Origin of the sequence: Paraconexibacter sp. AEG42_29, from assembly GCF_040581415.1 — a bacterium.
Lineage (GTDB): Bacteria > Actinomycetota > Thermoleophilia > Solirubrobacterales > Solirubrobacteraceae > Paraconexibacter.
In genome coordinates, this window is the sequence record NZ_CP114014.1 from 2,038,997 (window position 1) to 2,055,650 (window position 16,654).

Annotated in this window: 16 protein-coding genes; 12 read left to right on the forward strand and 4 right to left on the reverse strand. The window is 74.6% G+C overall.

Translation table 11 applies throughout. From position 1 onward, the window contains the following. Complete coding sequence (locus DSM112329_RS09855) at nucleotides 1–1,239, reverse strand: helix-turn-helix domain-containing protein (RefSeq protein WP_354701644.1); 1,239 nt, start codon at nucleotides 1,237–1,239, stop codon at nucleotides 1–3. Nucleotides 1,240–1,364: 125 nt separating this feature from the next. On the opposite strand from DSM112329_RS09855, the gene DSM112329_RS09860 reads away from it, so the two are divergent. After that, entirely contained in the window at nucleotides 1,365–3,596 is a 2,232-nt protein-coding gene (locus DSM112329_RS09860) for a molybdopterin-dependent oxidoreductase (protein WP_354701645.1), read from the forward strand. Nucleotides 3,597–3,671: 75 nt separating this feature from the next. Here the strand turns inward: DSM112329_RS09860 and DSM112329_RS09865 are convergent, their stop codons facing one another. Then, entirely contained in the window at nucleotides 3,672–4,880 is a 1,209-nt protein-coding gene (locus tag DSM112329_RS09865) for a helix-turn-helix domain-containing protein (RefSeq protein ID WP_354701646.1), read from the reverse strand. A 117-nt stretch (nucleotides 4,881–4,997) separates the two neighbouring features. On the opposite strand from DSM112329_RS09865, the gene DSM112329_RS09870 reads away from it, so the two are divergent. From DSM112329_RS09870 to DSM112329_RS09880, 3 genes are read left to right on the forward strand one after another with little or no spacing between them, the layout of a single operon-like run. After that, on the forward strand, nucleotides 4,998–6,080 hold the full coding sequence (locus DSM112329_RS09870; RefSeq protein ID WP_354701647.1) for a TIGR03857 family LLM class F420-dependent oxidoreductase: 1,083 nt from the start codon (nucleotides 4,998–5,000) through the stop codon (nucleotides 6,078–6,080). Next, complete coding sequence (locus tag DSM112329_RS09875; RefSeq protein ID WP_354701648.1) at nucleotides 6,077–6,424, forward strand: nuclear transport factor 2 family protein; 348 nt, start codon at nucleotides 6,077–6,079, stop codon at nucleotides 6,422–6,424. The genes DSM112329_RS09870 and DSM112329_RS09875 overlap by 4 nt, the downstream gene beginning before the upstream one ends. Further along, nucleotides 6,421–7,488, forward strand: coding sequence for a phosphotransferase (locus tag DSM112329_RS09880; protein ID WP_354701649.1), 1,068 nt, complete (start codon nucleotides 6,421–6,423; stop codon nucleotides 7,486–7,488). Before DSM112329_RS09875 ends, DSM112329_RS09880 begins: the two co-directional genes overlap by 4 nt. 82 nt (nucleotides 7,489–7,570) lie before the next feature. On the opposite strand, the gene DSM112329_RS09885 is transcribed toward DSM112329_RS09880, so the two are convergent. Further along, nucleotides 7,571–8,683 carry an alkene reductase gene (locus DSM112329_RS09885; protein ID WP_354701650.1) on the reverse strand — a complete coding sequence of 371 codons (1,113 nt, stop codon included), beginning with the start codon at nucleotides 8,681–8,683 and terminating at the stop codon, nucleotides 7,571–7,573. 92 nt (nucleotides 8,684–8,775) lie between these two features. Between DSM112329_RS09885 and DSM112329_RS09890 the strand changes: the two genes are divergently transcribed. Further along, the gene (locus DSM112329_RS09890) at nucleotides 8,776–10,056 is read left to right on the forward strand and encodes a PHB depolymerase family esterase (protein ID WP_354701651.1); all 1,281 of its coding nucleotides are present in this window, start codon (nucleotides 8,776–8,778) and stop codon (nucleotides 10,054–10,056) included. A gap of 5 nt (nucleotides 10,057–10,061) precedes the next feature. Here the strand turns inward: DSM112329_RS09890 and DSM112329_RS09895 are convergent, their stop codons facing one another. After that, complete coding sequence (locus tag DSM112329_RS09895) at nucleotides 10,062–10,232, reverse strand: CsbD family protein (protein ID WP_354701652.1); 171 nt, start codon at nucleotides 10,230–10,232, stop codon at nucleotides 10,062–10,064. A gap of 204 nt (nucleotides 10,233–10,436) precedes the next feature. Here DSM112329_RS09895 and DSM112329_RS09900 point away from each other — a divergent pair, with 204 nt between their 5' ends. The 7 genes from DSM112329_RS09900 (at nucleotide 10,437) to DSM112329_RS09930 (ending at nucleotide 16,632) form a co-directional block, all read left to right on the forward strand. Further along, nucleotides 10,437–11,555 (forward strand): glycosyltransferase family 1 protein, encoded by a 1,119-nt coding sequence (locus DSM112329_RS09900; RefSeq protein ID WP_354701653.1) that lies wholly within the window; start codon nucleotides 10,437–10,439, stop codon nucleotides 11,553–11,555. 2 nt (nucleotides 11,556–11,557) lie between these two features. Beyond that, nucleotides 11,558–12,670: a glycosyltransferase gene (locus DSM112329_RS09905; protein ID WP_354701654.1), complete on the forward strand. Its 1,113-nt coding sequence runs from the start codon at nucleotides 11,558–11,560 to the stop codon at nucleotides 12,668–12,670. Further along, nucleotides 12,667–13,704 (forward strand): glycosyltransferase, encoded by a 1,038-nt coding sequence (locus DSM112329_RS09910; protein ID WP_354701655.1) that lies wholly within the window; start codon nucleotides 12,667–12,669, stop codon nucleotides 13,702–13,704. Before DSM112329_RS09905 ends, DSM112329_RS09910 begins: the two co-directional genes overlap by 4 nt. Next, complete coding sequence (locus tag DSM112329_RS09915; RefSeq protein ID WP_354701656.1) at nucleotides 13,689–14,546, forward strand: galactosyltransferase-related protein; 858 nt, start codon at nucleotides 13,689–13,691, stop codon at nucleotides 14,544–14,546. The genes DSM112329_RS09910 and DSM112329_RS09915 overlap by 16 nt, the downstream gene beginning before the upstream one ends. Nucleotides 14,547–14,781: 235 nt before the next feature. Beyond that, nucleotides 14,782–15,474 (forward strand): cytochrome c oxidase subunit 3, encoded by a 693-nt coding sequence (locus tag DSM112329_RS09920; protein ID WP_354701657.1) that lies wholly within the window; start codon nucleotides 14,782–14,784, stop codon nucleotides 15,472–15,474. After that, nucleotides 15,474–15,764, forward strand: coding sequence for a cytochrome C oxidase subunit IV family protein (locus DSM112329_RS09925; protein WP_354701658.1), 291 nt, complete (start codon nucleotides 15,474–15,476; stop codon nucleotides 15,762–15,764). Before DSM112329_RS09920 ends, DSM112329_RS09925 begins: the two co-directional genes overlap by 1 nt. Before the next feature lie 55 nt (nucleotides 15,765–15,819). Then, complete coding sequence (locus tag DSM112329_RS09930; RefSeq protein ID WP_354701659.1) at nucleotides 15,820–16,632, forward strand: hypothetical protein; 813 nt, start codon at nucleotides 15,820–15,822, stop codon at nucleotides 16,630–16,632. Nucleotides 16,633–16,654: the final 22 nt, after the last annotated feature.

The following is a 16,654-nucleotide window of genomic DNA, read 5'->3' on the forward strand; positions in this document are numbered from 1 at the left end:
CTAGCCGAGTGCGTCGGCGATCGCCAGCGCCGCCCGCAGCGGGAGCGCTCCGGGGTCCGGCTCGCCGAGCAGCTCCAGCGCCCGCCGCACGCGGTAGGCGACCGTGTTCTCGTGGACGCCCAGCTGCCGGGCGGCGCGGGCGTAGCTCTGGCCCTCCGCCAGGTAGCAGCGCAGGGTGTCCAGCAGCACGTCCGAGCCTGGCACCCCGGTCAGGGGCGCCAGCCGCCGCCGGGCGAACTCGCGGGCCCGGTCGAGGTCGCCCGTGAGCAGCGCGATCACGGCGACGTCGTCGTAGGTGGTGATGCCGCCGCCGGCCGCGTCGCCGGTGAGCCGCACGACGCGTGCGGCCGCCTGAGCGTCCTCGTGCGAGCGGCGGAAGCCGTCGAGCCCGTGCCCCGGGGTCCCGATCGTCACCCGGGCCCGCAGCCGGTCGCCGAGCGCGGCGGGCGGCCCGCCGGCCGGTGGGGTGGGCCGGTCGTCGCAGCCGACCCACGCCCACACCGACTGCGAGCCGCCGCGCACCAGCAGGGGCGTGCTACCGGGACGCAGCCACTTTGAGACCCGTGCGACGGCGTCCTGCAGGCGGGCGTCCTCGTCGACGGGATCGGTGAGCTCGTCGAGCCAGGCGACGACCGCCACGTGATGGCGCTCGAGGTCGTAGCGGAGCCGCAGCGAGACCGCGGTGGTGTCGAGCGGCTCGCCGTCGAGGATCGCCCGGACGGCGTCCACGCGCGCGGCCTCCGTCCCGCGGTCCAGGCGCCGTCGCTCCTCCCCGTGGATGCGGACCACGGGACTGGACATCGCGTCGACCCAGCGGAAGAGGAAGTCCGAGCAGCGGGCCGACGCGTGGACGAAGAGCTCGTGCTCCGGCGTCCGGGCGGCGAGCTCGGCCTGCCACAGCCGCCACAGCCGGGCGTGGCCCAGCCGGTACACCGTCAGGACGTCCGCCACGCTGAGCCCCGCGCGCGCGGTGGCCCGCGCCCAGCGCGCGACCTCGGGCGGCGGCGGGTTGCCGGCGGGATCGCTCCAGGTCCGTGCCATCGCCGTGACGAGGCCGACGTTCGCGGTCGCGCCGTCGACCATCAGGCCGCGCAGCTCGTCGTCGGCCACCGCAGCGGGCAGGTGCTCGGCCACCTCGTCGACGAGCTGGCCCGCGATCGCCGCGGTGCGGGCCGCCAGCGCCACCGCCACGTCCTCGCACAGGACGGCAGCACGTGCGTCGATGTCGGCGGCTGGCATCCGGTCAGCCTCGCAGACCGGGCTGTGGATCCCACAACGCCCGGCCGGTCCGGCCGTCGAACCACGGTGGCGGTCGGGACAGGGTCCGTGGGAGGTTCGGTGGGTCCAGCGACGAGGGAGCAGCGATGGCGACGATGGCGAAGGGCCAGACCGGGATCCGCGAGGTCAAGACGTTCTGCCGGATCTGCGAGCCGATGTGCGGGCTCGTCGCGACCGTCGACGGGGACGAGCTGACGCAGCTGCGGCCGGACGCGGACAACCCGGTGTCCCGCGGCCAGGCCTGCCCGAAGGGCATCGCGATGACCCAGGTCCAGAACGACCCCGACCGCGTGACCGAGCCGCTGCGCCGCCGCGCCGACGGCACGTTCGAGCCCGTCTCGTGGGACGAGGCCATGGACGACATCGCCGTCCGCCTGAAGCGCGTCCTCGCGGACGGGGACCCGCACGCCGTGGGCTGGTACTTCGGCAACCCGACCTACTTCTCGTACTCGCACTTCCTCTGGATGAAGGGGTTCGTCGACGCGATCGGGACCCGCAACCTGTTCAGCGCGAACTCCCAGGACGTCGCGTCGCGGTTCACGGCGAACGCCCTGGTCTACGGCTCGTCGCTGGCGATCCCGCTGGCGGACATCACCCGGACCGACCTCTGGCTGATCTTCGGCGGCAACCCGCTCGTCTCCCACGGGTCGCTGGTCTCCACGCCGCGCATCAAGGACGAGCTGACGGCGCTCCGGGACCGGGGCGGCCGGGTGGTCGTCGTCGACCCGCGCCTGTCGGAGACCGCGCGTGAGCACGAGCACGTCGGCATCCGCGCCGGAACCGACGCGTGGCTGCTGATGTCCCTGATCTGCGTGCTGTTCGAGGAGGGGCTCGTCGACACGGCGGCGGTCACCGAGCAGGTCGACGACATCGGCCCGCTGCGCGACGCGGCCCTGCTGCTGCCGCCCGAGCTCACGGTCGAGCGCACCGGTGTGCCCGCCGACCGCGTCCGGGCGCTCGCCCGCGACCTCGCCGCCGCGCCGTCGGCGGTCGTCTACGGGCGGACGGGGGCACACACGCAGGACTTCGCCACGCTCATCGCGGCGCTGACGGACGCCCTCTGCGTGCTGACCGGCAACCTCGACAAACCCGGCGGGCTGACCTTCGGGCGTCCGATGGTCCCGTGGTCGAAGATCGCGAAGCTCGCCGGCCTGGCCACCTACGCGACGAAGCGCTCGCGGGTCGGCGACTACCCCGAGGTGGCCGGGACGCTGCCGTCCGTCGTGATGCCGGCGGAGATGACGACCCCCGGCCCCGGCCGCATCCGCGCGTTCTTCTGCTCGGCCGGCAACCCCGTCAACACCGCTCCCGGCGGCGACACGCTCGTCGAGGCGCTCGGCGGGCTCGACCTGTTCGTCGCCCTGGACCTCTACGTGACGGAGACCACGCGCCACGCGGACTACGTGCTGCCGGTGACGACGTTCCTGGAGCGGGACGACCCGCCGTTCATCCCGAACGAGCTGGCGACGACGCCGTTCGCGCAGTTCAGCGATCCGGTCCTGCCGCCCCGCGGACAGGCGCGGGAGGAGTGGCAGATCATCGACGACCTCAGCCGGCGCGTCGGCCTGGTCCCGTCGAGCGTCCCGGCGGCGCGGCTGCTCGGGCGCCTCGGCGTCCGCGTCCCCCCGCATGTCGTCCTCGCGCTCGCCGTCCGGCTCAGCCCGGAGGGCGACTTCTTCGGACTGCGGCGCAAGGGGCTGAGTCTGCGCAAGCTGCGCGAGCGCCCGAGCGGGATCGTCTTGGGCGACGGCGTCCCGACGGGCGGCGGGCGCTGGCGCAAGGCGGTCAGTCACAAGGACAAGCGGCTGCACTTCGCCGGCCCCGAGCTCGTGGGCGAGCTGCAGCGCCTGCTGGCCCGGCCCGCCCCGGACCCCGCGCTGCCGCTGCGGCTCACGGGGCTGCGTGAGCTGCGGTCGCACAACTCCTGGATGCACAACGCCCCGAAGCTGATGGGCGGCCGCAAGCCGCACGCGGCACGGATGGCACCGAGCGACGCGGCCGCCTGTGACGTCGCCGACGGGGACCAGATCCGCATCGTGTCCCGTTCGGGCGCGATCGAGCTGCCCGTCCTGGTCACCGACGAGATCACGCCCGGCAACATCGCGGTCCCGCACGGCTGGAAGCACGAGGGCGGCTGGCGGGTCGCCACCGCGGCGAGCGGGAACAACCCGAACCTGCTACTCGGGACCGAATGCGACGACCGCAACGTGGAGCGCATCTCGGGCCAGACGGTGATGGTCGGGGTGCCGGTCCGGGTCGAGCCGGCCGACTCTGTCCCCGTGGCGGCGCCGGCCGCCGCGGCCGCGGTCCCGACCTGAGCAGGCCTTGGCGCGCCCCGGGCGCCGGGTCGCGGGGCTGGGGACTCCGCACTCCGCCTCCTCGGAGGTCTGACGTCACGCGGGCTCGAGCGCCTGCTGCAGCAGAAGCGCGGTCTCGAGCACGACGCGCCGGTCCGCGATCCGCGACCCGAGCAGCTCCTCGACCCGGGCGAGGCGGTGGGCGACGGTCTTCGCGTGGATGCCGAGCATCGCGCCCGCCCCGGTCTTGCGCTCGCCGGCCTCGAAGTACGCGCGCACGGTGGCGCGGAGGTCGGCGTTGCGACTGGTCGGGGCCGCGAGCGGGCCGAGCACCGCCTGCACCATCTGCCGGGCCCGGGCCTCGTCGGCGAGCAGCGTGGCGATCAGCGCGACCTCGGCGAGAGGGACGGCGGCACCGCCGGGGTGCATGCGGCGGGCGGCGAGCAGTCCGTCGCGGACCTGGGTCGCCGCCGGGCCGAGCGCGTCGGGTCCCGGGGGCGCGACCGCGGCGACCAGCCAGGCACCGGCCGGTGCGCCGGCCAGGACCGCGGGCAGACGGGCGGCGGCGTCGGCGGCCGCGACCCAGACCAGGAGCGTGCCGTCGGCCAGCTCGAGCGCCATGCGCGGAAGGTGCTGCGCCGCGCCGGTGACCGCGGCAGCGGCACCGACGGGCGGGACGGCGTGGCACGCGAGGACGAGCTGCGGGACATCGAGCGGGTGGCCCAGCAGGCCCGGGTCGACCTGCTCGCCGCGCAGGAGCGCGCGCAGCGCGGCGTCCCGCTGCCGGCCGGTGCGCTGGGAGGTCTCGACCATCGCGCTCCAGCGTTCGGCGATCACCTCGCACCCGTGGTCGACGTAGCCCGCGATGTGGGACATCGAATGGGCGATGAGCCGGGCCAGCTGCGCCGCGTCGTCGGCGTGCTCCGTCAGCTCCGCGATCCACCAGCGGTTCAGGTCGGCCTCGGCGAGGCGGTAGGCGCGGAGGAACGTCGGCAGCCCGGCCTCGTCGATGGCGACGTGGTCGAGCAGGCCGCGTACGCCGTCGGGGACGTCGAGCTGCGCCGGCGCGATCCCGAGCGCGAGCGTGGAGACGATGGTGCCGACGTTCGCGATGGTGGCCTGGTGGGCGAGGACGCGCGCATCGCCGACGGCGGCCTGGAACGCCGGGTGCACGCTCAGGACCCGGCGGGTGATCGCGTCGGACAGCTCGACCAGCCGCGGGGAGGCGGCGTCGATGGCGGTCCTGAGGCGCTCGCGGTCCCGGGACCCCAGCGGCGGGGGTTGCAGCGACTGGAGGCCGGCCATGTGCCCATGCTTCCACTTACCGGCGGTTCCCGCGCCCCGGAATTATCCGCCCCGGAGCACCGGACGTCCATCACTCGCACTGGCTTCGCGGTGCGAACGTGTGGGAGGTTCGTCCACGTGCAACCCTCGAGCCAGGTCCCGGCCGATGTCGTCCCCGCCCAGCGGGCGCTCAGCGACCTCGGGTGCTATCTGCTCGGGGGACACGCCGAGGATCCGGGCGTCCTGCTCGACGAGGCGCGGCAGGCGGAGGCGCTCGGCCTCGGCGCCGGCTTCCTGTCCGAGCGCTGGAGCACGAAGGAGGCCTCGTCCCTGTCGGGGGCCGCGCTCGCCGTGACCGAGCGGCTGCAGATCGTCATCGCCACCACGAATCACACGCTCCGTCATCCGATCGTCTCCGCCTCGTGGGCGACGACGATGCACCGGCTCTCGCGCGGGCGCTTCACCCCGGGGATCGGGCGCGGCATCGTCCCGCTGCAGAAGGCGTTCGGCATGCCCGCGATCACGACCGCGCAGATGGAGGACTGGGCCGGGCTGATGCGGCGCCTGTGGGCGGGGGAGACGATCGTCGACCACGACGGCCCCGCGGGTCGCTACCCGATGCTGCGCCTGGACTCGTCCTTCGACGAGCAGATCCCGCTCGCGCTCGTCGCCTTCGGGCCGAACTCGCTGAAGCTCGGCGGCCGGGCGTTCGACGACGTCGTGCTGCACACGTTCTTCACCGAGGAGACGCTCGCCCGTTCCGTGCAGACCGTCAAGCGCGCCGCCGAGGAGGCCGGCCGCGACCCGGGCCAGGTTCGCGTGTGGTCGTGCTTCGCGACCGTCGGCGGGCACATCGCCCCGGACGTGCAGCTGAAGAAGACGGTCGCGCGCCTGGCCACCTACCTGCAGTTCTACGGCGACCTGATGGTCGACACCAACCGCTGGGACCCGGCCGTGCTGGAGCGCTTCCGGGCCGACCCGGTCGTGTCCTCGTTCACCGAGATGATCGACGGCCGCGCGACCGGGGAGCAGATCGAGCACATCGCCGGCCTGATCCCCGACGAGTGGCTCGAGCCGGCGGCCACCGGGACGCCCGAGCAGTGCGTGGCGCGCGTGGAGCGGGAGTTCGCGACGGGCGCCGACCGCGTGATCCTGCACGGCGCGACCCCGGAGGAGCTGACGCCGGTCGTCGAGGCCTACCGTGCGGCGGGGGCGGCATGAGCCCCGTCGACGTCGTGACGCGCTACCTGGAGGAGATCTACCACCAGGGCGACGTCGACCTGGTCCGCGAGGTCTGCGGCGACCCGCTCGTCCGCCACGACCCCGGCGCCCGCAGCGAGCTCTCGCACGACGAGCAGATCGCGCGCATCCGCGGCGACCTCGAGAAGCACGAGCCGCGTTTCACCTGGGAGGTGCTCGCCGGGGACGGCCGCGACGCCGTCCTGGTCTGGAACTGCGCCCGCAGCAGCGGGCAGACGCTGAGCGGCATCGAGGTCTTCCGCGTCGTCGACGGCCGGATCACCGACGTCTGGAACGCGACCTACTCCGAGGAGCCCTGGCGATGACCCCCGCACTGCTCGACCGCATCGACCAGATCGACGCCGCCTGGATCGAGGCGGTCCTGCACGGTGCCGGCCACGACGGGGCCCGGGTGAGCGCGTTCCGTGCCACGCCGGTCGGCGCCGGCAACGTCAGCGACACCGTCCGCCTCGACATCGAGTACGCGGCCGCGGCGGACGCCCCGGCGTCGGTCGTCGCGAAGTTCCGCCCCAGCGACCCGGCCGTCCACCAGCACGGTCTGGGCAGCGGCGCCTACCACCGGGAGATCGGCGCCTACCGCGCCATCAGCGAGAAGGCCGCCTGCCGCATCCCGGAGCTGTACTGGGTGGGCGGCGACGAGACCAACATCAACCTCGTCGTCGAGGACCTCACGCAGACGGCGACGCCCGGCAACCAGGTGGCCGGGTGCAGCGTCGACGAAGCGCGCGCGGTGCTGACCGAGCTGGCCCGGGTGCACTCGGCGTTCGCGCCGCTGGACGAGGCGACGGCGCCGGCCTGGCCGATCCGGATGGCAGACGTCTGCGACTACTGGGCCGGCACCACGCGCACGGGCGCCGACCTGGCCTTGGCGCGCTTCCGCGGCCGTCTGGACGACCGCGACCTCGAGCTCGTCGACACCGCCGGTCGCCGCGTGCGCGAGTGGTACCTGCTGCCGCAGACGCGGCTCACGCTCACCCACGGCGACCCGCGCGTGGACAACGTCCTTTTCGAGCGCCTGGACGCAGGCGCGGTCGGCGCGGTCGTCATCGACTGGCAGGTCACCGGCCTGCGCAACCCGATGTACGACGTCGGCTACTTCCTGTCGGGGAGCATCGACGCGGCCGACCGCAAGGCGCACGAGCACGCGCTGATCGACGGCTACCTCGAGGTCTACGCGGCGGGCGGCGCGGAGTACGGACGGGACGAGGCGCTCGCGGACTACCGCACCCAGCTCCTGAGCGGCCTGATGATCACGACCGCGGCGATCGCGGTGCTGCCGGACAACGAGCAGGTGAACGCGCTCATCTGCGCGCTGCTGGAGCGCAACTGCGCGGCAGCTGCAGACTGGGACGCGTTCGCGGGGTTCTGACCGGGCTTCGCCCGTCTGACGACCGATTTTGGTCGTCAGCGCGACCAGAATTGGACGTCAGACGGGCGGGGGACCGCGGCGTTCAGGCCTCGGTCAGCGTGGGGTAGTCGGTGTAGCCACGGTGGTCGCCGCCGTAGAAGGTCGAGCGGTCGTACGGGTTCAGCTCGGCGCCCGTGCGGATGCGCTCGGGCAGGTCGGGGTTCGCGATGAACGTCCGCCCGAACGCGACCGCGTCGGCGTCGCCGCGCGCGACGATCTCGCCGCCGCTCGCGGGCGTGAACCCGCCCGCGACGATCAGCGTCCCCGGCCACAGCGGCCGCAGCAGCGCGGCCGCGGAGTCGATGCCACTGGGCGACGGCTCGTCGCGATGCCCGCGCGGCTCGACCAGGTGCAGGTACGCGAGCCCGCGCGACGCGAGCTCCGCCAGGACGTGCGTGTACAGCTCGAGCGTCCCCTCGGTCCCGGCGTAGCCGTCGTTCGCAGTGTTGTACGGGCTCAGGCGGACCCCGACCCGGTCCGGGCCTACCACCCCGGCGACCGCGTCCACGACCTCCAGCAGGAACCGCGCGCGGTTCGCGATCGTCCCGCCGTAGTCGTCGGTCCGCTGGTTGGAGTGCGGCTCGAGGAACTGCTGGATCAGGTAGCCGTTCGCGCCGTGGACCTCGACGCCGTCGAAGCCGGCCTCCAGCGCGAGGCCGGCGGCGACCCGGAAGCGGTCCACCACGCCCGGGATCTCGTCGCGCTCGAGCGCGCGCGGCGTCTCGAACGCCACCGGGCTGAACGTCGCGTCGAGCGCCCGGCCGGCCGGGACGACCGCGGACGGCGCCACCGGCAGGCCGCCGCCGGGCTGGAAGCTCGAGTGCGAGATCCGGCCGACGTGCCAGAGCTGCGCGACCATCAGGCCGCCCTGCGCGTGGACCGCGTCCGTCACCGCACGCCAGCCGGCGACGTGCTCCGGCTCGTGGATGCCCGGGGTGTCCGGGTAGCCCTGGCCCTCGGGAGCGACCTGCGTCGCCTCCGACACGATCAGGCCGCCGGCCGACGCGCGCTGCCCGTAGTACTCGGCGTTCAGGGCCTTGGGCGCGGTGCTGCCGCTGCCCGTCGCCCGCATGCGGGTCAGCGGCGCCATCACCACACGGTGCGCGAGCTGGAGGGCGCCCGCGGTGAGCGGATCGTGGAGGGTCGGTCGGGACATGGGACTCCGGGGTGGCTTCGACGACGGGCGGGGCCAATATAGGGCGCGGCCGGGACTGACCCCCCGTGCCATCCGGCCGGTAGCGTGGGGCGGTGCACCGGGTGATCGCAGTCCTGACGGTCCTGACCGCCCTGGCCTGTCCGGGGGTGGCGGGCGCCGCGGTCGCCGGTCCGCCGGACCCGGGGCAGACGACGACCGGATCGTTCGCGTCCGGTGGCGGCGACTACCGCTTCCTGCGGTACGTCCCGCGCTCGCTGCCGGCGGGCAAGCGGGTCCCGCTGGTCGTGATGATCCACGGGGCGCAGACGACCGCCGAGCAGGAGGTCCGCGTCACGGGCTACAACCGGCTCGCCGAGCGCGAGGGCTTCATCGTCCTGTACCCGGACGTCGACGCGCTCGGCCGCGTGGCTCCGGGACCGATCAACCAGTCCTGGAAGTTCTACGACCCCACGACCTACTTCCGCGGCTACAGCGACGCCGAGGCCATCGCCGCGATGACGCGGGACACGATCGCGCGGCTGCCCGTCGACACCGAACGCGTCTACGCGGTCGGCGTCTCAGCCGGCGGGCTCATGGCCGCCGTGGAGGCGGCCGCGTACTCCGACATCTTCGCCGCGGCGGCGAACGTCGTATCGGCCGGGTTCGCCGACGGGCTCTGCTTCGTGACCGGCACCGGCATACCGGCGGCGGTCAGCGCGGAGCTCGCGTTCGCGCAGATGGGCCCGCGGGCCCGCGTCGTCCCGACGATGGTGATGACGTCCGACGCCGACCTCGCGTTCCCGAGCGCGTGCGGTGAGAAGGCGCTCGAGCAGGGGCTGCGCATGAACAACCTGGTGCTCAGCGGCCGCCAGGGCACACCGCTCGCGCTGACGCCGGCGAGCGTGCGTCGCGACCAGGTGCCCGGCGGCTACGCGTATGACGTCAGCAGCTACCGCGACCGCGGCGGCTGCCTGGTCGGGGAGAAGTGGCTGATCCACGGCATGCCGCACTCCTGGCCGGGGGAGCCCACGACCGATTCCACGGGTGTCGCCGCGATCCGGTCGCCCGACGGAACGGCGGCGACGTGGGCGTTCGTGCGGCGCTACACCAAGGGCACCACCTCGCTGCCCTGCGCCGAGGCCCCGGTGCCGCCGGTCGCCGCCGCCCCGCCGTCGAGGACGTGTGCGGCGCGCTCGGTCACGGTGCGCCTGCCGCCCGGTGCCCGCGCGCGTCGCGTGACCGTCGACGGCCGCCGTGTCCGGCTTCAGCGGCGTGGCGCAGCGGTCCGGGTCCGGCTGCCGGCGACCACGAAGGCCCGGGCGACGGTCCTCGTCCGCGCGCGGGCCAAGTCCGGCCGGACGATCACGCGCCGCCACACCTTCAAGCGCTGCTGAGCGGGTCAGTCCGGCGGCGGAGCCGAGCCCTCCGCCTCCGCTTCGGCCTGCTGCTCGCGGCCGTCCTCGGCGAGGTCGTCGTTGCCGACCAGCTCGCCGGCCACCTCCTTCGCCTTCCCGGCGATCTCGCTGAACAGGCCGGCGCGGGTGAGCTCGGGGTCGTCGTTCTCGGGCATACCCCTAGCTGCGGCTCCAGGGGCCACGTAGATCACTCCGGCGCCGGGGGAGCGGCCACCGACGGGGTGTGGCAGCGCGAGGTGTCGTTTTCCGCCATCTGACGCTGCCACCCTGCTCGTGACCACGGACTCCGCGGTTGTCCGGGCGTGCCCAGCGCCGCCTGGGGCGGTTGGTCGTCCGGAAGTGGGGCATCCGGGCGGTCGATGCAGCGTCACTCCTCACCGCCCGCGGTCCGCGTGGCCTCGGTCCCCGCCCGCCACGTCTACGTCCGCCACCTCGCGGACCCCGCCGGGGCGGACGGCGTCACGCGCCTGGAGGACGTCGTCGCGCCCGGGGCGGTCCGCGCCCCGCACGGGTGGTACCCGCCGGGGATGCTCGACCCGGACTGGGCCCGGCGCAGCGCGGACGCGTTCGACGTCTTCCACGTACACTTCGGCTTCGACGGGCGGACCGCCGCCGAGCTGCACGCGCTCGCGGACGCGCTCGACGAAGCCGACGTCCCGCTGGTGCTCACGGTCCACGACCTGCGCAACCCGCACCACCCGGACCCGGGCCTGCACGACGCGCAACTGGCGGCGCTGATCGGACGTGCGGCGGCCGTCGTCACCCTGACCCCGGGCGCCGCTCGCGCGATCACCAGGCGCAGCGGCCGGCTGGCGGCCGTGCTCCGGCACCCGCACGTCGTCCCGCTCGAGCGGCTGGGTCGCCCGAGACCCGATCGCGACGGGTTCGTGGTCGGGCTGCACGCCAAGAGCGTGCGTCCCAACATGGACGTGACGGGCGTCGCGTCCGTCCTGGCGGACGTCGTCCCGCAGCTCCCCGGCGCGAGCCTGCGCCTCGACCTGCACGACGAGGTCCTGGACCCCGCGTCATGCCATCACCAGCCGGCGCTGGCCGACCACCTGCGGGAGCTGACGACTCGGCCCGGCGTCGAGCTGCGCGTGCACCCGTACTTCACCGACGCCGACCTCTGGGACTACCTCCAGGCCATAGACGCCTCCGTGCTTCCGTATCGCTTCGGGACGCACTCGGGCTGGCTCGAGGCCTGCCATGACGTCGGCACCGCGGTGCTGGCGCCGTCGTGCGGCTTCTACGCCGAACAGCAGCCGTGCCACTCGTTCGGCCTGGACGAGGACGGCCTCGACACGGACTCCCTCGCCGCCGCGGTCGTCGCGGCGCATGCGACCTGGGCGGCCGGCCGGGTCCCGCAGGCCGACGCAGCCACCCGCCGCGCGGAGCGCCTCGGCCTCGCTGCAGCGCACCGCGCGCTCTACGAGCGCGTCATGGCCGGCGACACCACGGCGTACGAGCGGGCGGCGTAGCGGTGCGGATCGGGATCATCGCCGCGGCGCGGCATCCCGTCGCGGAGCCGTTCGCCGGCGGGCTCGAGGCGCATGTCTGGTTGCTCGCGGACCGCCTGCGGCGACGCGGGCACGACGTCGTCCTGTTCGCCGGGCCGGGGTCGGACGCCCGCCTCGGGGTCGAGCTCCTGGACCTCAAGCGACCGCTGATCAGCGCGGCCGCCCGGGCTGACGTGAGCATGTGCGCCGCCGACTGGCTCGACGAGCACCACGCGTACCTCGAGCTGATGCTGCGGCTCGGCAGCGGTGCCGCGGGGCACTTCGACGTCGTGCACAACCACAGCCTGCACCACCTTCCCGTGGCGATGGCGGCGTCGGTGCCGTTCCCGATGCTGACGACCCTCCACACGCCGCCGACCCCGTGGCTCGAGTCCGCGCTGCAGGTCGACGGCGCACGCGCGATGGCGTTCGCCGCGGTGAGCCGGCACACCGCAGAGGCCTGGGCGGACGTGGTCCCGGACACCGTCGTGGTGCCGAACGGCGTCGACATCGAGCGCTGGCAACCGGGCCCGGGTGGGGGACCGCTCGCGTGGTCCGGGCGCATCGCGCCCGAGAAGGGGACGCACCTCGCGATCGACGCGGCGCAGCTGGCCGGCGTCCCGCTGGTCGTCGCAGGCCCGGTCGCCGACCGTCGCTACTTCGAGGCCGAGGTGGAGTGGCGCCTCCGCCTGCCCGGGGTCGCCTACGCCGGGCATCTCACGCACGACGGGCTGGGACGGCTGCTCGGCGGGGCGAGCGCCGCCCTGGTCACGCCGTGCTGGGACGAGCCGTACGGCTTGGTCGTCGCCGAGGCGATGGCCTGCGGCACGCCGGTCTGCGCGTTCGACCGCGGCGCGGTGGGGGAGGTCGTCGGCCGGGACAGCGGCCGCCTGGCCACCCCGGACGACGTCCCGGCGCTCGCGGCCGCCGCCGTGGACGCGATGGCACTCGACCGGGCCGCGGTACGTGCGCACGCCGTCGCCACCTGCTCGCTCGAGGTCATGGTCGACCGCTACGAGGCGCTCTACCGACGGCTCGGGCGGCCGGGCTCGGCACGGCACCGCGATGCACCGCAGACGGCGTCCGTGGCCGCGTGATCGGCTACTACGTGCACCATCACGGGCGCGGTCACGCGACCCGCGCAGCGTGCATCGCGGCCGCGCTCGCGGCCGACGGCGTCGTGGTGACCGGCCTTGGCAGCGGTCCCGTGCCGGACGGCTGGGCGGGGCCGTGGGTGTCGCTCGCCCGGGACGACGACGACGACGGCGGTGCGGTGGCCGTCGGCGGCGCACGGGACGAGACCGCCGGCGGCGCGCTGCACTGGGCCCCGCCCGGCCACCGCGGCCTGCGCGAGCGCGCGGCCCGGCTGCTGGCGTGGGCGGCAGCAGAAGAACCAGCAGCGCTGGTGGTGGATGTGTCCGTGGAGGTCGCGGTGCTCGCGCGCGCGGCGGGCGTCCCGGTCGTCGTCGTGGCCATGCCGGGGGACCGCCGCGACGCGCCGCATGCGCTCGCCTACCGGCTGGCGGACGCCGTGATCGCGCCGTGGCCCGCCTGGGCGTCCCCGATGGAGGCGACCGCCGAGGTGCGTGCCGTCGGCGCCATCTCCCGCTTCGACGGGCTCGACCGCGGCGCGACGCGGGGCGGCGGGGACGGCCTTCGCGAGGTGGTCGTGCTCTCCGGGGCGGGCGGCAGCGCGCTGACCTCGGCGCAGGTCGACGCGGCGCGGGACGCCACCCCCGGATGGGCCTGGACGGTCCTCGGCCCGGCGCCGGGACGCTGGGAGCCCGACCCCTGGCCGCTGCTCTGCCGTGCGGACGTCGTCGTCACCCACGCGGGCCAGAACGCGATCGCGGAGGTCGCGGCCGCCCGGGCGCCGGCGGTCGTCGTCCCGCAGGAGCGGCCGTTCGGCGAGCAGGTGCACCTGGCACGGGTGCTGGCGGCGGCCGGACTCGCGGGTGTCGAGCACCGCTGGCCCGTCGCGTCGCGCTGGCCGGACGTGCTCCGCAGCGCGGTCGCGCGCGGCGGGGACGGGTGGTCGGCTTGGGCGCCGGGGGACGGGGCGGCGCAGGCCGCGGGGCTCCTGAGCGGGCTGATGGGCAGGGGCGATCCGGTGCCGTGCGCACCGCGCTGATCACGACCGTCGCGGGGCGGACCGCGCACCTGCGACGCCAGACGGCGGACGTCGGCAGGCTGCCCCGCCGGCCCGACCGCCAGGTCGTGGTGGCGATGGGGGAGGGCGAGGCCGAGCGCGCCCGGCCGGCGTGCGCGACGTCCGCTGATCTCCTCGAGGTCCCCGTGGAGCGCGGCGAGCTCCCGCTCGCGGCCGCCCGCAACGCCGGCGCCGCCCGTGCGATCGCCGGCGGCGCGGAGCTGCTCGTCTTCCTCGACGTCGACTGCCTCCCCGGGCCGGGGCTGCTAGCGCGCTACGCGGCCGCGGCCGACGACGGTGCGCTGCTGTGCGGTCCGGTCGCCTATCTGCCGCCGGCACCGCCCGGCGGCTACCCGCGCGACCTCACCGGGCTCGCGGCGCCGCACCCGGCCCGACCGGTGCCGCCGGCGGACGTCGTCCTTCCCGGTGGCGACCACCGGCTCTTCTGGACGCTGTCCTTCGCCGTGACGGCCGCGACCTGGACGCACCTCGGCGGCTTCGACCCCGGGTACGTCGGCTATGGCGGCGAGGACACCGACTTCGGCCAGCGGGCGCGGGCGGCGGGGGTGGACCTGCGCTGGGTCGGCGGCGCCTGGGCCTTCCACCAGCACCATCCGACGGCCACCCCGCCGGTCCAGCACCTCGACGCGATCCTGCGCAACGCGGCTCGATTCCACGCCCGCTGGGGCTGGTGGCCGATGGAGGGCTGGCTGCAGGCGTTCGCGGCGGACGGCCTCGCCCGCTTCGACCCGGTCGACGGGACGTGGTGCGCGACGGCGAAGTCCGGCCCTTCTCGGGACGCGCGGAGTATCCCGGGGGCCTGACCCGCCGGATCCTCCGCGCGCGTCGAGGTCCCAGGACGCGCGGAGCTTCCCGGGGGCCTGACCCGCCGGATCCTCCGCGCGCCGTCATCCTGTGCGGGAGGTCCCCCGCATGGGTGTCACGGACCCGCCGTGGAGGGGATGTCCGGACGTGGCGCGTCGGCGAGGCTCGACCGATGGACGACCACTGCCGCGCGGAGCCCCGCCGCACCCCACGCGGCGGGCGGGACGGGTAGCGATGCTCGGCGGCGGCACGCCCTCGCGGCCGCTGCCGCCGGTCGGCCGCCGGCCGGTCACTCCGCCCGGTCCCGCGACCGCGCACGAGACGCGCCCGACTCCCGCCGCCGCGTCCGCGTCCGGGCCGTCGCACGGCACCGCGGGACACGTCCCCGGCGAGGTCGGCATCTGGGTCTTCATCCTCGGCGACCTGCTGGTCTTCGCGATCTTCTTCGGGGTGTTCATGGTCGAGCGCGGGCAGTCGCTCGAGGAGTTCCGGGCCGGCCGCGAGAGCCTGAACACGCTGCTGGGCGTGCTCAACACCCTGCTGCTGCTGACCGGCTCGATCCTGGTCGTCCTCGGACTGCGCGCCGTCCGTGACGGCGCGCCGCGTCTCGCGTCCCGCCTGATCCTGGGCGCGGGCGCGACCGGTGTGCTGTTCGTCGTCAACAAGGTGATCGAGTACGGCGAGAAGCTCGACGCCGGCGTGACGCCCGGCGACAGCGATTTCTACACGCTGTTCTTCGCGTTCACCGGCATTCACCTGCTGCACCTGCTCATCGGGCTCGCCGCCCTGCTCTACCTCAACGCGCTCGCCCGCCGGCCGCAGGTCAGCGTCCGCGACCTGGCGTCGATGGAGAGCTGCGCGAGCTACTGGCACCTCGTCGACCTGCTGTGGCTCGTCCTGTTCCCGTTGTTCTACCTGGTGGCCTGATGCTCGCGCGGATCACCCGGAACAGCCGCGCCGCCGTCGTCGTCTTCGCCGCGCTGGCGGTGGCGACGCTCGTGTCCTGGTGGCTCGGCATCGACGAGGGCGGCGCCCCGGGCGAAGGGGCGTCGGTGGGGACGGCCGCCGTCATCGTGATCGCCTTCGTCAAGGTGCGCCTCGTCGGCCGCCACTTCATGGAGCTCCGCGACGCGCCCGCCGTCATGCGAATCGTCCTCGACGCCTACGTCGTCGTCGTCTGCGCCGCGCTCATCGCCATTTACGTCGCCACCACGTGAACGCCCGTTCCCCCGAGACCGGCGGCCACCGCCGGGCAGGAAGGCCCTCCCCGCCATGAACCCCGAGACCGCGACACCGGGCCGCACCGCCGCTCAGGCACCGCCCGTCCCCGAGCCGTCCAAGCTGCGGCTGGCCACCACCGGCCTGTCGACCCGCACCCAGATCGCGTGCGCCTGGTCCGGGCTCGGGCTGATCGTCGTCGTGGTCGCCGGCTTCCTGCTCATCGCCGGCTTCCTGCCGCCGCGGTACTCCAGCGACTCGGCGCAGCAGATCGCGGCGTACTACGCGGACAACACCGACCGGATCCGCATCGGTGTCGTCCTCGGCTTCGTCGGCTGGACGCCCTGGGCGGCACTGACCGCGGTGATCGCGGTGCAGCTTGCCCGCATGCAGCCGTACCGGCCGGTCCTGGCCGTCATCCAGCTGGTCACCGGCGCCGCCGGCTTCATCTTCCTGACGCTCTCGACGATCATCCTGCTGGTGGCGACCTTCCGGCCCGAGCGGTCGCCCGAGATCACGCAGGCGCTGCACGACCTCGGCTGGTTCACGCTCTTCATCACCGTGCCGGCGTTCTCGACCCAGGCGCTCGTCATCGGCATCGCGACCCTGCGCAACGACCCGCCGGTCCAGGTCTACCCGCGCTGGTTCGGCTACGTGAACATCTGGGTCGCGATCCTGTTCGTGCCGGCGCTGATGATGCCGTTCTTCAAGTCCGGCCCGTTCTCCTGGCAGGGGGCGCTGGTCTACTGGCTGGCGTTCATCGTGTTCTTCATCTGGATCCTCGTGATGTTCTACGTGATCCGGCGAGCCGCGTTGGACGAGGCGGCGGAGGAGGCGCGCGCCGCCACCGCCGCGGTCCCTGGCTGACCGCGCGGGCCCGGCGCCGGAC

What these genes read in the sequence shown, in the direction of transcription:
- DSM112329_RS09860 (WP_354701645.1), top strand. Translation starts at nt 1,365, where the DNA reads ATGGCGACGATGGCGAAGGGCCAGACCGGGATCCGCGAGGTCAAGACG.
- DSM112329_RS09895 (WP_354701652.1), bottom strand. Translation starts at nt 10,232, where the DNA reads ATGCCCGAGAACGACGACCCCGAGCTCACCCGCGCCGGCCTGTTCAGC.
- DSM112329_RS09865 (WP_354701646.1), bottom strand. Translation starts at nt 4,880, where the DNA reads ATGGCCGGCCTCCAGTCGCTGCAACCCCCGCCGCTGGGGTCCCGGGAC.
- DSM112329_RS09930 (WP_354701659.1), top strand. Translation starts at nt 15,820, where the DNA reads ATGAACCCCGAGACCGCGACACCGGGCCGCACCGCCGCTCAGGCACCG.
- DSM112329_RS09920 (WP_354701657.1), top strand. Translation starts at nt 14,782, where the DNA reads ATGCTCGGCGGCGGCACGCCCTCGCGGCCGCTGCCGCCGGTCGGCCGC.
- DSM112329_RS09900 (WP_354701653.1), top strand. Translation starts at nt 10,437, where the DNA reads ATGCAGCGTCACTCCTCACCGCCCGCGGTCCGCGTGGCCTCGGTCCCC.
- DSM112329_RS09880 (WP_354701649.1), top strand. Translation starts at nt 6,421, where the DNA reads ATGACCCCCGCACTGCTCGACCGCATCGACCAGATCGACGCCGCCTGG.
- DSM112329_RS09855 (WP_354701644.1), bottom strand. Translation starts at nt 1,239, where the DNA reads ATGCCAGCCGCCGACATCGACGCACGTGCTGCCGTCCTGTGCGAGGAC.
- DSM112329_RS09925 (WP_354701658.1), top strand. Translation starts at nt 15,474, where the DNA reads ATGCTCGCGCGGATCACCCGGAACAGCCGCGCCGCCGTCGTCGTCTTC.
- DSM112329_RS09885 (WP_354701650.1), bottom strand. Translation starts at nt 8,683, where the DNA reads ATGTCCCGACCGACCCTCCACGATCCGCTCACCGCGGGCGCCCTCCAG.
- DSM112329_RS09875 (WP_354701648.1), top strand. Translation starts at nt 6,077, where the DNA reads ATGAGCCCCGTCGACGTCGTGACGCGCTACCTGGAGGAGATCTACCAC.